Below are 14,788 nucleotides of genomic sequence, written 5' to 3' on the forward strand. Positions count from 1 at the left end.
TCACTCCACGGGGGTCAGGGGCCGGGTACGGGAACCGAAGACGGTCCAGACGATCTCGGCGCCGGGGCGGTTGGCGACCCAGCTGAGCCGGTACGCCCGGACGCCGGGGTCGTTGGTGACGGCGAGGTCGCTGCCGCCGGCGGCCAGGATCTCCGCGGCCTGCTGGGTGGACTCGGCGTCCACCCAGGTGAACGGGCGGTCGCGCAGCTCGGCGGGCACCACCTCGTGGTAGATCCGGCGCACCTCCCACATCGCCGACACCCGCAACTCGGGCTTGTCGCCCGGGCCTTCGGCCCTGGAGGCGATGCCGTAGGCGGGGGTGGCGCGGGGGAAGAAGCCGAGCAGCTCCAGCTCGCGGTGCCAGTGGAAGCTGGTCAGCCCGGAGTAGGCGCTGGGCACCAGCACCACGTCCACCTCGCCCGCCAGCAGGGCGGCCAGCACCTCGTCGAAGGTCGGGTAGAGCCGGAGCGAGATGGGGTAGCGCTCGGCCAGGAAGTCGGCCGCCAGATGGCTGGAGGTGCCGCTCGGGCCGAGCGTGCCGAGCACGGTGCCCGGTGCGGTCGCCCAGCGGTCCACCAGGCCGGTCCAGCGGGCCGAGTACTCGTCCACCAGCCGGTCGACCAGGTCGGTGTCGATCGCCGCCTCGCCACCGGTCGGCAGGGGGTCGGACAGCAGGGGATCGGTCGGCAGGGGGTCGGTCGGGCGGGCCTCAGTCGGTGAAGCCACGGTTCGCCGCCATTTTCTGGGCCACCTTGGTCTCGTGGTCCGGCTCGGTACGGCGGTCCACGATCCGGGCCGCCTTCCAGCTGACGAATGCGCCGGTGCTGACGATCGGGTCGAGGCCGTCGCTCAGCTCGACCGTGACCGGCACCTTGAGCGCCTCGGTGGCCCGGGCGGTGAGCGCCGCGGTGTCCACCCGCTCGTCCTTGAGCAGTTCGAGCCGGACCGTCAGCCGGTCCTGGCCGCTCGCGTCCTGGTCGATCACCACCTGGTACCCGGCCGAGCCGGTCACCCCGGTGAGCACGGCCAGCTCGATCTGGCCGGCGGTGAAGCGGGCGCCGCCGAGCGAGATCCGGTCCAGCGTCCGGCCGACGATCCGCACCAGGTCGCCGGGCAGCTCGCAGTCGCAGTCGGAGGCCTCCACCGCGACGGTGTCCCCGGTCCGGTAGCGGACCAGCGGCTTGACCCCGTCGACCAGCATGGTGACGGTCAACTCGCCGTTGCCGCGCGGGCCGTGCGACTCGCCGGTGTCCGGGTCGACCACCTCGAACAGGTAGTTGGTCTGGGACAGGTGCATCCGCTTGTTGCGGCAGGCGGTGGCGATCACGAACGCCTCCTGCGAGCCGTACAGGATGTTGTAGACGTCCGCGCCCCAGACCGACTCGAGGTTGGCGGCCAGCGCGGGGGTGCACATCTCACCGGTGACGAAGAGCAGCTTGACGCCGAAGTCCCGCTTCAGGTCGTAGCCGTAGTGCTCGGCGGCCTTGGCCAGGGTGAGTGCCACGCCGGGGGTGCAGCAGATCACCTCCAGCTCCAGCTCCTGCATCAGCTGGAGCGCCTTGGGGAAGCCGATCACCGGGGAGTACGGCCAGATCTTGGCGTTCATCGAGCCGGTGTTGCGGGCCACGTCGCCCAGGGTGTCGCCGAAGGAGTGCACCTCGGTCGGGCCCATCAGGCCGATCCGGGGCCGGTGGTCGCCGAAGTGGTGGCGGAAGATCGAGGCCCAGCTCTCGGTGACGTGGGCGTTGCTGGCCAGCACCTCGCGGCCGTCGCGCGGACAGGGGGTGGCCCGGCCGGTGGTGCCGGTGGTCTCGTAGAAGAACACCGCCTCGTGCAGCGGGCGGCTGAGCACGTCCAGCATCTCGCGGCGCAGGTCGTCCTTGGTGGTGAACGGCAGGCTGGTCAGGTCGTCCGGGCGGACGGCGGCCAGGTCGTGGCCGGCCAGGTGCTTGCCGTAGAACGGCGAGCCGGACGCCACCTGGTCGAGCACCCGGGTGAGCTGGGTGGAGCGCCAGTCGGCGAGCGCCTCTGCGCTCAACTCGCGGGCGTAGAACGAGCGGTGCAGCGGGAGGTAGTCGGCGGCGAACTCGGCCGCGGAGCCCTCGGTGGGGAGCCACATGGCAGGTCTGTCCTTGCGTCGTGGTGTGTCGTCGGTGGAGTGGAGCAGGGCTCAGACGGCGGCGAAGCCGGACGCCTGCTCCAGGAAGGCGGCGAACAGCCGCTCGCCACCCTCGGTGGTGATGCTCTCGGGGTGGAACTGGACTCCCTCGATCGGGAGTTCGTGGTGCCGGAGCCCCATCACGGTGTGGTCGTCGAGGGCCCGGGCGGTGAGCCGCAGCTCGGTCGGCAGCGGCTCCTCCACCACCAGGGAGTGGTAGCGGGTGACCGTCAGCGGCCCGGATGGGGCGGCGGCGAACACCCCGGCGCCGTCGTGGTCGACCGCGCTGGTCTTGCCGTGCTTGGGCTGCGGGGCGACCTCGACCCGGCCGCCGAAGGCCAGGCCGATCGCCTGGTGGCCCAGGCAGACGCCGAGCAGCGGAGTCCGCAACGCGGCGAAGTGGTGCACCAGTTCGACGTGCCCGCTGACGGCGGGGTGGCCGGGGCCCGGTCCGAGCACCACGGCGTCGGGCGCCAGCGCGGCCAGCTGCTCCGGGGTGCGGGTGCGCGAGCGGACCACGGTGGTGCGGGCGCCGAGCGAGCGGAGGTACTGGTCGATGATGTGGCTGAAGCTGTCGTAGGCGTCCACCAGCAGGACCTTCACGGCGTCAGCTCCGTCCCGGTCAGCGCCCAGTGCAGCGCGCTCAGCTTGGTCAGCGTCTCGGCCCACTCCTCGGCCGGCTCCGAGTCCGCCACCACGCCGGCCGAGGCCTGGATCGAGAAGACCCCCTCGTGGTGCACGGCGGTGCGGATGCAGAGTGCGAAGAGCGCGAAGCCGCGGACGTCGAACAGGCCGACCGCGCCCGCGTACAGGCCGCGCGGCTCGCGCTCGATCTCCTCGATCAGCTCCATCGCGCGGATCTTCGGCGCACCGGTCATGGTGCCGGCCGGGAAGGTCGCCCGGACCACGTCCCAGAGGTCGAGGCCCGGCTCCAGCTCGCCGGAGACGGTGGAGACCAGGTGGTGGACGTAGCCGAACGGCTCGGCCCGCATCATCGAGTCCACGCTGAGCGTGCCGGGGCGGCAGACCCGGCCGATGTCGTTGCGGCAGAGGTCGACCAGCATCACGTGCTCGGCGCGCTGCTTGGCGCTGTCGCTCAGCTCGGCCACCTGCCGGGCGTCCGCCGCCTCGTCGCCGTCCGGGCGGGCGGCGACCGTGCCGGCGATCGGCCGCATGGTCAGCACCCCGTCCACCACCCGGACGTACAGCTCGGGGCTGGCCCCGACCACCGTCCGGCCGGCCCAGGGCAGCAGGTACATGTACGGGGCCGGGCTGCGGTGCCGCAGCCGGCGGTAGGCCGCCAGCGGGGTGAGCGCGGTCTCCACGTCGATCCGGTGGCCGATCTGGATCTGGTAGACGTCGCCGACCCCGATGTGGCCCAGGCAGCGCTCGGTCCGGTCCAGGAAGGTCTGCTCGGCCACGCTGTCCCGGACCGCGAACGGCGCCGGGGCGGAGGGGAGTTCGAGACCGTCCGGGGTGCCGGCCGGCGGCACCGGGGCGGGCTCGGGGAGCAGCGGCCCGGTGGCGGTGAGCAGCCGGGCGGTGCCGCTGGCCAGGTCGTACCAGGCGGTGTGCTGGAACAGGGTGAGCGTCTGCCGCGGAGTGGCCTCCGGGCGCTCCGGCTCGGGCAGCTCCTCGATGTCCCAGGCGGACCGGTAGGCGAGCGTGGTGAGGAAGCCGAACGCGAAGGTGGAGCTGGGCAGTTCGGTCCGGACGGTGAAGACCGCCTGGACCGCGCGGATCGCCTCGAACACCGCGGACGGGGCCCGGAGCAGGTGCCCGGGGCCGAGCGCGCGGTCCAGCGCCGCGCGCAGCACGGCTCCCAGCCCGCCCTCGGCGTCGAGCTCCACCCGGCCCTCGTGGAAGCGGAGTTCGGCCAGCCGGCCCCAGCCGACCACGGCGGAGCGCAGGTCGTCGTCGGGCCCGGACAGGCTCTCGAACAGGTAACAGTCCTCGGTGACGGCACGTACGTCCCGGTAGAGCGTCAGCGGATCGCGGTGGAGCAGCGGTTCCGAGCTGACGCCGACCGTCAGGGTGTCCGTGGCCGAGGAGGTGGTGAGTATGGACATCGATCCCCCGTTGTGGCTGATACCGCACAGGACGGCCGCCGTGGGCCCGCTCCTGCGGTTTCAGGAACACTTCATCACCTCGGGCCTCAGCGGGCCCAAACCACTTCGCACTTGTGTGCACAGACCAGTTGCGGAAAGGCAGCACGAAAGCCCGCACGAAAGGCAACACGAAAGGGGTGCGCCGTCATTGACGGCGCACCCCCTCGGCGGGCGTCCGGTCAGTGCTGACCGGAGAGCAGCGCGGCGGCCCGGAGCAGGCTCGCGGCCACCGACTCGGCGTCGATGCCGGGCACGACGCAGCCGAGCAGCACCACCCGGGTGGTGGCGGTGGTGACGGACTGGTGGATGCCGTCGCGGTGGGCGAAGAGCGAGAGCACCCGGGCGCCGTCGGCCAGGATCAGCCGGCCCGGGTCGAGCTCCGCGGTGTGGTCGGCGCCGAGCGCGAGGAAGGCCTCGCCGCCCTGGCTGACCGTCAGCCGGACCTCGCCGGTGACCTTGTCGGCGTCGAAGACGCCGAGCGCGGCCAGGTCGGTCACGGCGGCCGCGTTGACCGCGTCCACCACCGGGTTGATCCGGGGCCAGGCGCCGGCCGGCTTGCCGCGCAGGCCGCGGTCGATCAGGGCCTGGATCGAGGGCGGCTGCCGGTCGGGGTCGGCCCCGATCAGCTTGGACAGCTGCCGGTACGCGGCCACCCGGGGGTGGTTGCGGATGGTGGCCCGGGAGGCCTCGTGCCACTCGGCGTGCTGGGCCAGCCAGAGCCGGTCGGCCGCCTCGGCCAGGCCGTCGACGGTCACCTCGGCGGTGGTGGCCAGCACCTCGACGCCGGGGAAGGCCTCGGCGGCCCGGGCGTCCACGGCGATCGGGGCCGGGGCGGCCGTGGACAGCGGGGCGGTGGTCTCCGTCATGCGCGCTCCTTGAAGACGACCAGGTCACCCGCGCGGAGGTCGAGGTCCTCCGCGGTGAGCAGCCGGTCGGTGTGGATCAGGACGTTGTAGTGGTTCGGGAAGTGGCACTCGTCGAAGCCGACGACCTCCCCCACCAGCCTCTCATCAAGCCAGAGTTGGTCGCCCTGTTCGAGCACGGTGGCGGTGGCGAACTCGGCGAAGCCGAGGAAGCCGACCGCGTCCACCCGGTCGCCGGGGGCGGTGGGCCGGTCGGTGGTGGTGACCAGCTCGTGCACCTCGCCCGCCCGGATGCACCGGGTGGCCCAGGGCGACTGCGTCATGCCCCGGTCGTCCCGGCGGTGGAACAGCAGCTTGACCAGCTTGGCGGAGACGTCCTGCTTGGCGGGCATCCGCAGCCGCCGCTCCTTGCTCCGGCCGATCCGGTACGCCTGCTCGACCAGGTCGACCACCACCGGGCCGTCGTCGGTCCGGCCCGGGCCGGCCGCCACCGCCGCGCGGAAGTCCGCCATGATGCCCTGGTACTCGTGGTCCAGCGAGGACTTGAAGCCCTGGTAGCCCGCGAGCATGTCGGCCACCAGCGTGCTGCCGTCCTTGAGGTGGACCACGATGTCCTTGGTCTCGCCGGTGGGCAGCGCCCAGTCCAGCTCGACCGTGACCGGGATGCCGTCCTCGGTGCGCAGCTCCAGCTCGGCGTAGAACTCCACGCCGCCCCGGACGTCGCCGATGGTGGCGTCGGTCAGGGTCAGTTCGCCGACCACCTGGCGCAGCGCGTCCAGCGCGTTCGGTCCGTTGTCGATCACGCAGCCGCCGCCGCACCGGTCCCGGTCCAGGTACCAGTGGTCGTCGCCGGTGTGCTCCTCGATCTTCTCGTGGTAGCGGCCGACCACCCGCTCGATCAGCTCGCGCGGGGGCAACTCGGCGGCCAGGCGCTGGACATGGCTGTTGTAGCGGCGGTGGAAGGCGGTGAAGAGCGTCCGCCCGGTCCGGTCCGCGACCGCCGCCAGCTCGCGCGCGTCGCTGCTGTGCACGGTGAGCGGCTTCTCGCAGCAGACGTCCACCCCGGCCTCCAGCGCGGCCGCGACCACCGGTGCGTGCAGGTGGTTCGGCAGCGTGATCACCACGCCGTCCACCAGGCCGGAGCCGAGCAGTTCCCGGTAGTCGGTGAACAGTTCGGGCCCGTCCGGCAGCCGGTCCAGCTTGGCCCGGTCCAGGTCGCAGGCGGCGGTCAGGTCGAGCTCGCCGTCCTGTTCGATCGCCCGGAGGAAGTACGGGGCGATCACGCCGAGGCCGATGATGCCGATCCTCATCGGGCGGACACCGCCTCGCCGCGCAGCTCGACCGGGGTGGCCAGGTCCAGCCGCTCGGCCAGCGCGACCAGTTGGGCCGCCACGTGGCCGGGCAGGGCCACGCCGCTCGCGCGCGACTCGGCCGCCTTGGCCGCCTCGGGGGCGCCCGGGTAGGTGACGTACCCGCCCGGCACGGCCGGCGGGCAGGCGCTGACCGTGTCCAGCAGCTCGCGGGCTCCGGCGCCGAAGGACTCGGCGGCACCGAAGGCGGCCGGGTCGATGGCTATCACGGTGTGGCCGATGTCGGTGTCCGGGCGCTCCTCGCCGTTCTCCAGCAGGTCCGGGGTGGGGCCGTAGGAGGCGCCCGCCAGCGGGCCGCAGAGCAGGTCGACCAGGATCGCCAGGCCGTAGCCCTTGGCGCCGCCGGTGGCGGCCGAGCCGCCGAGCCAGGTGACGTCCGCCTTGCCGTCGAAGTAGGCGTCCGGGTCGGTGACCGGGGTGCCGTCAGGCGCGGTCAGCCAGCCCTCGGGGACGGACCGGCCCTCGCGCTGGGCGGCCCGGATCTTCCCGGTGGCGACCGTGGTGGCGCTCATGTCCAGCACGAACGGGGCGCCGCCGGGGGCCGGGGCGGCCACCGCGAGCGGGTTGGTGCCGAGCATCCGGGTCAGCCCGCCGAGCGGCGGGGCGACGCCCTGGGCGCCGCAGTTGGTCATCGCGATGGCGATCAGACCGGCCTCGGTGGCGCGGTGGGCGTAGTACCCGGCGCTGCCGAAGTGGCTGCTGTTGCGGACGGCCACCATGGCGATGCCGGTCTGCTTCGCCTTGGCCACGGCCAGGTCGGTGGCCAGCGTGGTGGTGACCAGGCCGAGGCCGCCGTCACCGTCGATCACCGCGCTGGAGGCGGTCTCGGCGACGGTGCGCGGGGCGGCGGCCGGGTTGATCCGGCCGTCCAGCAGGCGGGGCGAGTAGATCCCGGCCAGCGCGTTGCTGCCGTGCGTGGTGAAGCCGTGCTCGTCGGCGTAGACGACCACCTCGGCGGCGGTGGCCGCGGCCTCCTCGGTCAGCCCCGAGCGCACCAGCGCCTCCCGGGCGAAGGCGCGCAGGGTCTCCAGCGGGATGCGGATGGTCATCGCTTGTCCTCCAGTGCTGCGGTACGGGTGCCGAATCGCACCACGAGGTCCTTGATCTGCTGTGCGTAGCGGGCGAGTTGCTCCAGTTCGAGGAACTCGCCGGGGGTGTGCGCGCCGTGCGTGTCCAGGCCGCCGGGGCCGCAGACCGCGACGTAGCGGTCCGGGCCGCCGGCCCAGATGGCGTCGCAGGTGAACGCGGAGCCGTCGGCCAGCCCGTCGTGCCGGGGGAAGCCGGCCTCGGCGAGCAGCGCCTCCATCGCCGGGTCGCGGTTGTCCAGCACCGGCAGCCCGCGCTTGAGCCAGTCGAACCGGACCACCCGGTCCCAGTCCTCGACCAGCCGGGCGGAGAGCGGGTTGCCCGCGTGCGCGGCGGCGAACTCGTCCCGGGCCCGCGGCAGCAGGCCGGCCAGCTCCCGCTCCAGCACCGCGGCCTGGTCGGCGCTCTGGTAGGCGATGTTCATCCGCAGCTCGCCGGTGCCGTAGACCCGGTTGTGCGAGTCGCCGGTGTGCAGGCCCGCCACGCAGAGCTTGGCGCCGAGCTCGTGCGCCCGCGGACCGAGCCGCCGGGCCAGAAAGTCGGCCAGGAAGCCCAGCGCCACGGTGGCGTTGTGCCCGCCGGCGGGGTGGTCGTCGGTGGAGTCGGCACCGGTCACGCTGAACCGGGGTGTCATCGCGGCGGTGCAGGCGTCCATCACCCGTCCGCCGGTCGGCTCGGCGAACAGCATCAGCCGTCCGACCAGGCCCTGCTCGACCAGCCAGCGGGTGCCGTAGGTGCCCATCGCGCCGCCCTCCTCGCCCGGTACGGAGGCGAGTTGGACCTCGATGGCCCCGGCCAGCCACGGCTCGGCCGCGAAGGCCGCCGCGATCCCGGCCGCGGCCGCGATGCCGGGGCCCTTGTCGTCCACCGCGCCGCGCCCGTACAGCACGCCGCCGTCCAGTCGCGGGTCGATGTGCGGACCGACCGTGTCGACATGGAAGTTGACCACCAGTCGGCGCTCGGGACCGGCGGCCCGGCCCATCCGCACCACCGCGCTGGGCTGGGTGGCGAGGAAGCCGGGGCCGACCCGGCGGACCGGTGCCGGGACGTCGTCCCGGTCCAGCAGGGACGGCTCCGGGCTGCCGAACAGCACCTGCTCGAAGCCGCGCGCCAGGGCGCCGTCCAGGAAGACCCGCTGGGCGTCCACGGTGTGCTCGGCCTTGCCGCCCTCGAACGGGGAGACCGAGGGGACGGCCATCAGGTCGAGCAGCCACTCCAGTTCGGCCGGGCCGAACGGGCCGTCGGCGAGCAGGGGTTCACTCATGGCCGATCGTCTCCCAGATGTCCCGGAAGCTCTCGGTGCAGGCCCGGTAGCCCGCCGCCAGCTCCTCGGCCCCGGCGGTGGCCGCCAGGTGCGGGATATGGGCGACATGCGGCTCCAGGCTGTACCGGCCCCGGTAGCCGGACCGCTCCAGCAGCCCGACGCAGGCCGCCACGTCGATCTCGCCCTTGCCCGGCAGGGTGAACACCGCGCCGGCGGGGGTGCGGTGGCCGTCCTTGACGTGCACGTGGTCCACCCAGGGCAGCACCTCGGACAGGTAGCCGACCGGCTCGTAGCCGTAGGCCAGCCCGTTGCCGATGTCGAAGACCAGCCGCAGCGCCGGGCTGTCCACGTGCTCCAGCAGCCGGAGCGTCTGGGCGGCGCCCTGTCCGGCCCAGCCCTGGCAGTTCTCGTGCAGCAGCACCACGTCCAGCCGCTCGGCCTCCCGGGTCAGCACCGCCAGCCGGCGCAGCGACTCGGCGGCCCACTCGGCCTCCGGGCGCCCGTCGTTGGGGTAGGACATCACCCGCAGCCAGCGGCTGCCGAGCGCGTGGGCGGCCCGGGCCGAGCCGGCCAGCACGGCCAGCTCGGACTCCGGGTCGGTGGCCACGGTGGTGGACCAGTTGCCGATCGGGGTGTCGACCGCCGGCACCGTCAGCCCGGAGGCGGCGACCTCGGCCACCACCTCCGCCAGCCGCTGCTCGGTCAGCTCGTGCAGGCCGAGCCCGTCGACGGTGCGCAACTCGATCGCGCCCAGGCCGAGTTCGGCGTGGATGGCGAGCTGTTCGGTCAGCCCGGGGGCCGCCTCGTCGCCGATCCCGCAGGACCGGTCCCGCCAGTTCGCCGTGTCGTCCCCGGTCACCGGGCACCCCGGTAGAACCGCTCGACGGCCGAGGCCACCCGGGCCACGTCGCCGGGCCGCATGTCCGGGTGCAGCGGCAGCGCCAGCGCCTCGCGGGCGAGCTGCTCGGCGACCGGGAAGTCGCCCGGCCGGTGGCCGAGGTATGCGAAGGCGGGCTGCAGGTGCAGCGGCTTCGGGTAGTAGACCACCGTCTCGATGCCCTCGCCGGCCAGGAACTCCTTCAGTTCGTCCCGCCGCGCCGCCCGCACCACGTAGGTGTAGACGGCCCGGTGGTCGTACCCGTCCGGCGGGGTGAGCAGGTCCGGCGCCAGGTGGGCCAGCCGCTCCTGGTACTCCTCGGCGATCTGCCGCCGGGCGGTCAGGAACCCGTCCAGCTTCGGCAGCCGCTGGAGCAGGAAGGCCGCGGTGATCTCGTCCATCCGGCAGTTGAAGCCGACCTTGTGGTGCAGGAAGCGCACCCCGAGGTCCTGCCCGTGGTTGCGCAGCATCCGGATGTCCCGGGCGAGGTCGTCGTCGTCCGTGACCACCATGCCCGCGTCGCCCGCGCCGCCGATCGGCTTGGCGGGGAAGAACGAGTACACCCCGGCGGTGCCGAACCGCCCGGCCTGGCGGCCGTCCACGGTGGCGCCCAGGCCGACCGCGCTGTCCTCGACCAGCGCGACGCCGCGGCGCTCCGCCAGCTCGGCCAGGCCGGTCATGTCCGGGTGGGTGGTGAACAGGTACGCGGGCAGCACCGCCCTGGTCCGGTCGGTGACGGCGGCCTCGGCGGCGGCCAGGTCCAGGCAGGCGGTGTCGGCGTCGACGTCCGCGAAGACCGGCTTGGCACCGCGCAGCGCGACGGTGGAGGCGGTGGAGATGAACGAGAAGGCGGGGGTCACCACCTCGTCGCCCGGGCCGATCCCGAGCGCGGCCAGGATCACGGTCAGCGCGCCGGTGCCGTTGGCCACCGCGATCGCGTGCGCGGCGCCGGTCCGCTCGGCGACCCGGCGCTCCAGCTCGGCCACCCGGGACTTGAGGATGAACTCGTCCGAGTCGGCCACCTGGCGGACCGCGTCGAGCACCTCCTCGGTCCAGTCCCGGTAGCGGTTGTCCCAGTCGTGGTAGGACACGGTGGTGGTCACGGGGTCTCCTTGTGGAACCGGTGGATCAGCTCGCACACCCGGTCGACCTGCTGGTCCGTCAGGTCCGGGTACATCGGCAGCCCGACCGCGCGGCGGCTGGCCGCCACCGCGACCGGTACCGGGTGCTGTGCGCCCGGCAGTTGGGCCAGCGCGGGCTGCTCGGTGAGCGCGCGCGGGTAGTACACCTCGGTGCCCACCCCGTGCGCGGTGAGGAACTCCACCAGCTCGTCCCGGCGGTCGCTCTCGATCAGGTACACGTAGTACACCGGGTTGCCCGGCTCGGCCGTCTCGGCGAACCACGGGATCTGCACCACCGGTGCCAGCGCCGCCAGTTGGCGGTCGTAGCGGTCGGCCAGCTCGGCCCGCCGCTCGATCTCGGCGCTCAGCGTCCCGAGCCGGGTGAGCAGGACGGCGGACTGGATCTCGTCCAGCCGGCTGTTGTAGCCCAGCTCCAGGTACTCGTAACTGCCGTCCACCTCCTGCCCGTGGCTGCGCAGCCGGCGGGCCCGGGCGGCCACCTCGTCGTCGTCGGTGAGCACCATGCCGGCGTCGCCGAGCGAGCCGAGGGTCTTGGTCGGGAAGAACGAGAGCACCCCGCCCTTGCCCCACAGACCGGCGTGCCGGCCGCCCATCACCATGTCGATGCCCTCGGCACTGTCCTCTAGCAGCAACAGGCCGTGCTCGTCCGCCAGTTCGCGCAGCGTCCGCATGTCGGCCATCTGCGAGAACAGGTGCACCGGCATGATCGCCCTGGTCCGGGCGGTGATCGCGGCCCGGGCCGCCGCCGGGTCCATCGCGTAGCTGCCGGGCAGGATGTCCACCAGCACCGGCTCGGCGCCGACGTGCAGCACCGCCGAGGCGGTGGCGAAGAAGGTGTACGCCGGGACGATCACCTCGTCGCCGGGGCCGATCCCGGCCGCCCGGAGCAGGATCACCAGGGCGTCGGTGCCGTTGCCCACCGCGACGGCGTGCTTGGCGCCGGTGCGCTCGGCGATCGCCTGCTCCAGCTCCCGGCCGAGCGGCCCGAAGGTGAACCGGCCGCTCTCGGCCACGGTGCGCAGCCGGGCTTCCAGTGCGGGCCAGTCCGCCCGGATCGAGGCGGCCCCGGTGAAGAACGGGACGGGTGCGTCGGTGCTCATCGGCAGGCCGCCTTCAGCTCGCCGACCAGCTCGCTGGCGGCCAGGATGCGCCGGGCCGGGGTGTCCGCGTCCCCGATCGCCCGCAGCAGCGCGCTGCCCACGATGACGCCGGTCGCCCGGCCGCGCAGCGCGGCGACGTGCTCGGGCCGGGAGATGCCGAAGCCGACGCAGACCGGCAGGGTGCCGGCCGCGGCGCGGACCCGGTCGAGGTAGTCGTCGATGCCCGGGTCGAGCTCGTCCCGGACGCCGGTGACGCCGTTGGCGGCCAGCGAGTAGAGGAAGCCCCTGGACCGCTCGGCGGTCCGCTGCAGCCGCTCCGGGCTGCTGCCGGGGGCGGAGAAGAACACCTGGCCCAGGTCGTGCGTCTCGGCCGCGGCCAGCCACTCGTCCGCCTCGTGCGCGGGCAGGTCGGGGACGATGAAGCCGTCCGCCCCGGCCGCTGCGGCGTCCGCGTAGAGCTGCTCCAGGCCGTAGCGCAGGAAGGGGTTGCAGTACCCCATCAGCATGATCGGGACGTCCACGCCGTTCTCCCGGGCACCGGCGACGATATCCAGTACGGCGGCGGTGGTGACACCGCGCTCCAGCGCGGCCTGGGTGGTCGACTGGATCACAGGTCCGTCCCCGAGCGGGTCGGAGAACGGCACTCCCAGCTCGATGATGTCGGCACCCGCCGCGCAGACCGCCTCGATCAGCGGGCCGGTCTCCGCCAGGCTCGGGTACCCGCCCGTCAGGTAGGCCACCAGTGCCGTCTCGCCGGTCTCCGCGAGCCGGGCGAAGGTCTTTTCAAGCCGCTCCACCACTCTGCTCCTTCCGCTGCCCGATGGCCGTCATGGCCGAGGTGAGGTCCTTGTCGCCACGGCCGGAGAGGTTCACCAGCAGGTGGCTCCCCGGGGCGAAGCCGGAGGCCAGCCGCACGGCGGCGGCCACCGCGTGCGAGGACTCCAGCGCGGGCACGATGCCCTCGGCGCGGGCCAGCAGCTGGAAGGCCTCCAGCGCCTCCTCGTCGGTGGCGGTCAGGTACTCGACCCGGCCGGTGTCCTTGAGGTGGCTGTGCTGCGGCCCGGCGCCCGGGTAGTCCAGGCCGGGGGCGATGCTGTGGGTGAGCAGCACCTGGCCGTCGTCGTCCTGCAGCAGGTAGGTCCGCATGCCCTGCAGCACGCCCGGCTCGCCGTAGAGCAACGGGGCGGCGTGGTGGCCGAGTTGTCCGCTGCCGTCGCCGGCCGCCTGGACCCCGATCAGCCGGACCTCGTCAGCCAGGAAGCCGCTGAAGACGCCGATCGAGTTGGAGCCGCCGCCGACGCAGGCGATCACCGCGTCGGGCAGCTGCCCGGTGGCGGTGAGGAACTGCTCGCGGGCCTCGGTGCCGATCACCGACTGGAAGTCCCGGACGATGCTCGGGAAGGGGTGCGGGCCGACCACCGAGCCGAGCAGGTAGTGGGTGTCGTCGGGGTGGGTGATCCAGTCCCGGATCGCCTCGTTCACCGCGTCCTTGAGGGTCGCGGTGCCCTGGTCCACCAGCCTGACCTCGGCGCCGAGCAGCTCCATCCGCTGCAGGTTCGGGAGTTGGCGCTCGGCGTCCACCCGGCCCATGTAGACGGTGGCGTCCAGGCCGAGGTACGCGCAGGCGGCCGCGACGGCCACGCCGTGCTGGCCGGCGCCGGTCTCGGCGATGATCCGGCGCTTGCCGAGCCGGTGCGCCAGCAGCGCCTGCCCGATGGCGTTGTTGATCTTGTGGGCCCCGGTGTGGGTGAGGTCCTCGCGCTTCAGCCAGATCGTCACCCCGTGCTCGGTGCCGAGCCGGCGCAGCCGGGTGAGCGGGGTCGGGCGGCCCACGAAGGTGGCCAGCAGGTCCGCCAACTCGGCCTGGAAGTCCGGGTCCTGGCTTGCCTTCAGATAGGTGTCCCAGACCTCCTCCAGCGGACCCACCAGGGTCTCGGCGACGAACTGGCCGCCGTACTCGCCGAACCGTCCCGCGGTCATGCCGCCACCTCCCCGACCCGGACGCCGAGCAGCTCGCCCAGGGCCTGCGCGGTGTCGGCCGCGCCCAGCAGGTTCTCGCCGATCAGCGCGGCGTCGAAGCCGTGCCCGGCCACCCGGGTGAGGTCGGCCCGGCTGCCGATGCCGCTCTCACTGACCGTCAGCACGCCGGCCGGGATCCGGGCCCGCAGCCGAGCCGAGTTCTCCAGGTCGACCGCGAAGGTCTGCAGGTCGCGGTTGTTGATGCCGACGATGCCCGCCCCGGCGGCCAGCGCCCGGTCGATCTCCTCGGCGGTGAAGGTCTCCACCAGCGCGTCCAGGCCGAGCCCGGTCGCGGTCTGGATCAGGTCCTTCAGCAGCACGTCGTCCACCGCGCGGACGATCAGCAGCACCGCGTCCGCACCGGTGGCGTAAGCGAGTTCGACCTGCCGGGTGTCCACCAGGAAGTCCTTGTACATGACCGGGACGGTCACCGCGGCGTCGGTCGCGATCTCGGCCACCAGCTCGGGCGAGCCGCCGAAGAAGGCGGTGTCGGCGAGCACCGAGACGGCCGAGGCCCCGGCCGCCGCGTACGTCCTGGCCTGCTCCACCGCGCGGTCCAGCGGCAGCAGTTGGCCCTTGGACGGCGACTTGGGCTTGACCTCCGCGATCACCGACACCTCGGGGCCGGTGATCGCGGCCGCGAAGGTGCCGGGCACGGCGGGTTGGGGGCGTTCGGCGCCCAGGGACGGGACGCCGGTGATCCGGCTCCAGTCCTCGCGCTTGCGCGCGACGATCTCGTCGAGGTGCACGGGTACGGCTCACTCTCTGTCTTTGCGGATCTGTGCGGGACGGGAGGCGGTC

General features: G+C 73.4%; 14 protein-coding genes. All 14 read right to left on the reverse strand.

The window, feature by feature from the left end:
- The 14 genes from ABT118_RS19555 to ABT118_RS19620 all read right to left on the reverse strand — a co-directional run bounded on the left by ABT118_RS19555 (position 1) and on the right by ABT118_RS19620 (position 14,736).
- A complete protein-coding gene (locus tag ABT118_RS19555) occupies positions 1–726 on the reverse strand; it encodes a hypothetical protein (protein WP_350670024.1) in 726 nt (241 codons plus the stop codon).
- The gene (locus ABT118_RS19560) at positions 710–2,119 is read right to left on the reverse strand and encodes a phenylacetate--CoA ligase family protein (protein WP_350670025.1); all 1,410 of its coding nucleotides are present in this window, start codon (positions 2,117–2,119) and stop codon (positions 710–712) included. The genes ABT118_RS19555 and ABT118_RS19560 overlap by 17 nt, the downstream gene beginning before the upstream one ends.
- Positions 2,120–2,170: 51 nt before the next feature.
- Positions 2,171–2,761, reverse strand: a complete 591-nt coding sequence (locus ABT118_RS19565; RefSeq protein WP_350670026.1) for an anthranilate synthase component II — start codon at positions 2,759–2,761, stop codon at positions 2,171–2,173.
- Positions 2,758–4,227 carry an anthranilate synthase component I family protein gene (locus ABT118_RS19570; RefSeq protein WP_350670027.1) on the reverse strand — a complete coding sequence of 490 codons (1,470 nt, stop codon included), beginning with the start codon at positions 4,225–4,227 and terminating at the stop codon, positions 2,758–2,760. The genes ABT118_RS19565 and ABT118_RS19570 overlap by 4 nt, the downstream gene beginning before the upstream one ends.
- A gap of 218 nt (positions 4,228–4,445) precedes the next feature.
- Positions 4,446–5,132, reverse strand: coding sequence for a phenylalanine--tRNA ligase beta subunit-related protein (locus ABT118_RS19575; protein WP_350670028.1), 687 nt, complete (start codon positions 5,130–5,132; stop codon positions 4,446–4,448).
- Positions 5,129–6,439, reverse strand: a complete 1,311-nt coding sequence (locus ABT118_RS19580) for a Gfo/Idh/MocA family protein (protein WP_350670029.1) — start codon at positions 6,437–6,439, stop codon at positions 5,129–5,131. The genes ABT118_RS19575 and ABT118_RS19580 overlap by 4 nt, the downstream gene beginning before the upstream one ends.
- On the reverse strand, positions 6,436–7,548 hold the full coding sequence (locus tag ABT118_RS19585) for an Ldh family oxidoreductase (RefSeq protein WP_350670030.1): 1,113 nt from the start codon (positions 7,546–7,548) through the stop codon (positions 6,436–6,438). The genes ABT118_RS19580 and ABT118_RS19585 overlap by 4 nt, the downstream gene beginning before the upstream one ends.
- Positions 7,545–8,849, reverse strand: a complete 1,305-nt coding sequence (locus ABT118_RS19590; RefSeq protein ID WP_350670031.1) for a M20/M25/M40 family metallo-hydrolase — start codon at positions 8,847–8,849, stop codon at positions 7,545–7,547. The genes ABT118_RS19585 and ABT118_RS19590 overlap by 4 nt, the downstream gene beginning before the upstream one ends.
- A complete protein-coding gene (locus ABT118_RS19595) occupies positions 8,842–9,708 on the reverse strand; it encodes a sugar phosphate isomerase/epimerase family protein (RefSeq protein ID WP_350670032.1) in 867 nt (288 codons plus the stop codon). Before ABT118_RS19595 ends, ABT118_RS19590 begins: the two co-directional genes overlap by 8 nt.
- Positions 9,705–10,829, reverse strand: a complete 1,125-nt coding sequence (locus ABT118_RS19600) for a DegT/DnrJ/EryC1/StrS family aminotransferase (protein ID WP_350670033.1) — start codon at positions 10,827–10,829, stop codon at positions 9,705–9,707. Before ABT118_RS19600 ends, ABT118_RS19595 begins: the two co-directional genes overlap by 4 nt.
- Positions 10,826–11,968: a DegT/DnrJ/EryC1/StrS family aminotransferase gene (locus ABT118_RS19605; protein ID WP_350670034.1), complete on the reverse strand. Its 1,143-nt coding sequence runs from the start codon at positions 11,966–11,968 to the stop codon at positions 10,826–10,828. The genes ABT118_RS19600 and ABT118_RS19605 overlap by 4 nt, the downstream gene beginning before the upstream one ends.
- Positions 11,965–12,765 carry a tryptophan synthase subunit alpha gene (gene trpA / locus ABT118_RS19610; RefSeq protein WP_350670035.1) on the reverse strand — a complete coding sequence of 267 codons (801 nt, stop codon included), beginning with the start codon at positions 12,763–12,765 and terminating at the stop codon, positions 11,965–11,967. Before trpA ends, ABT118_RS19605 begins: the two co-directional genes overlap by 4 nt.
- Entirely contained in the window at positions 12,752–13,948 is a 1,197-nt protein-coding gene (gene trpB / locus ABT118_RS19615; RefSeq protein WP_350670036.1) for a tryptophan synthase subunit beta, read from the reverse strand. The genes trpA and trpB overlap by 14 nt, the downstream gene beginning before the upstream one ends.
- On the reverse strand, positions 13,945–14,736 hold the full coding sequence (locus ABT118_RS19620; protein WP_350670037.1) for an indole-3-glycerol phosphate synthase TrpC: 792 nt from the start codon (positions 14,734–14,736) through the stop codon (positions 13,945–13,947). Before ABT118_RS19620 ends, trpB begins: the two co-directional genes overlap by 4 nt.
- Positions 14,737–14,788: the final 52 nt, after the last annotated feature.

The organism is Kitasatospora sp. NPDC002040 (genome assembly GCF_040296785.1).
In the GTDB taxonomy this organism is placed as follows: domain Bacteria; phylum Actinomycetota; class Actinomycetes; order Streptomycetales; family Streptomycetaceae; genus Kitasatospora.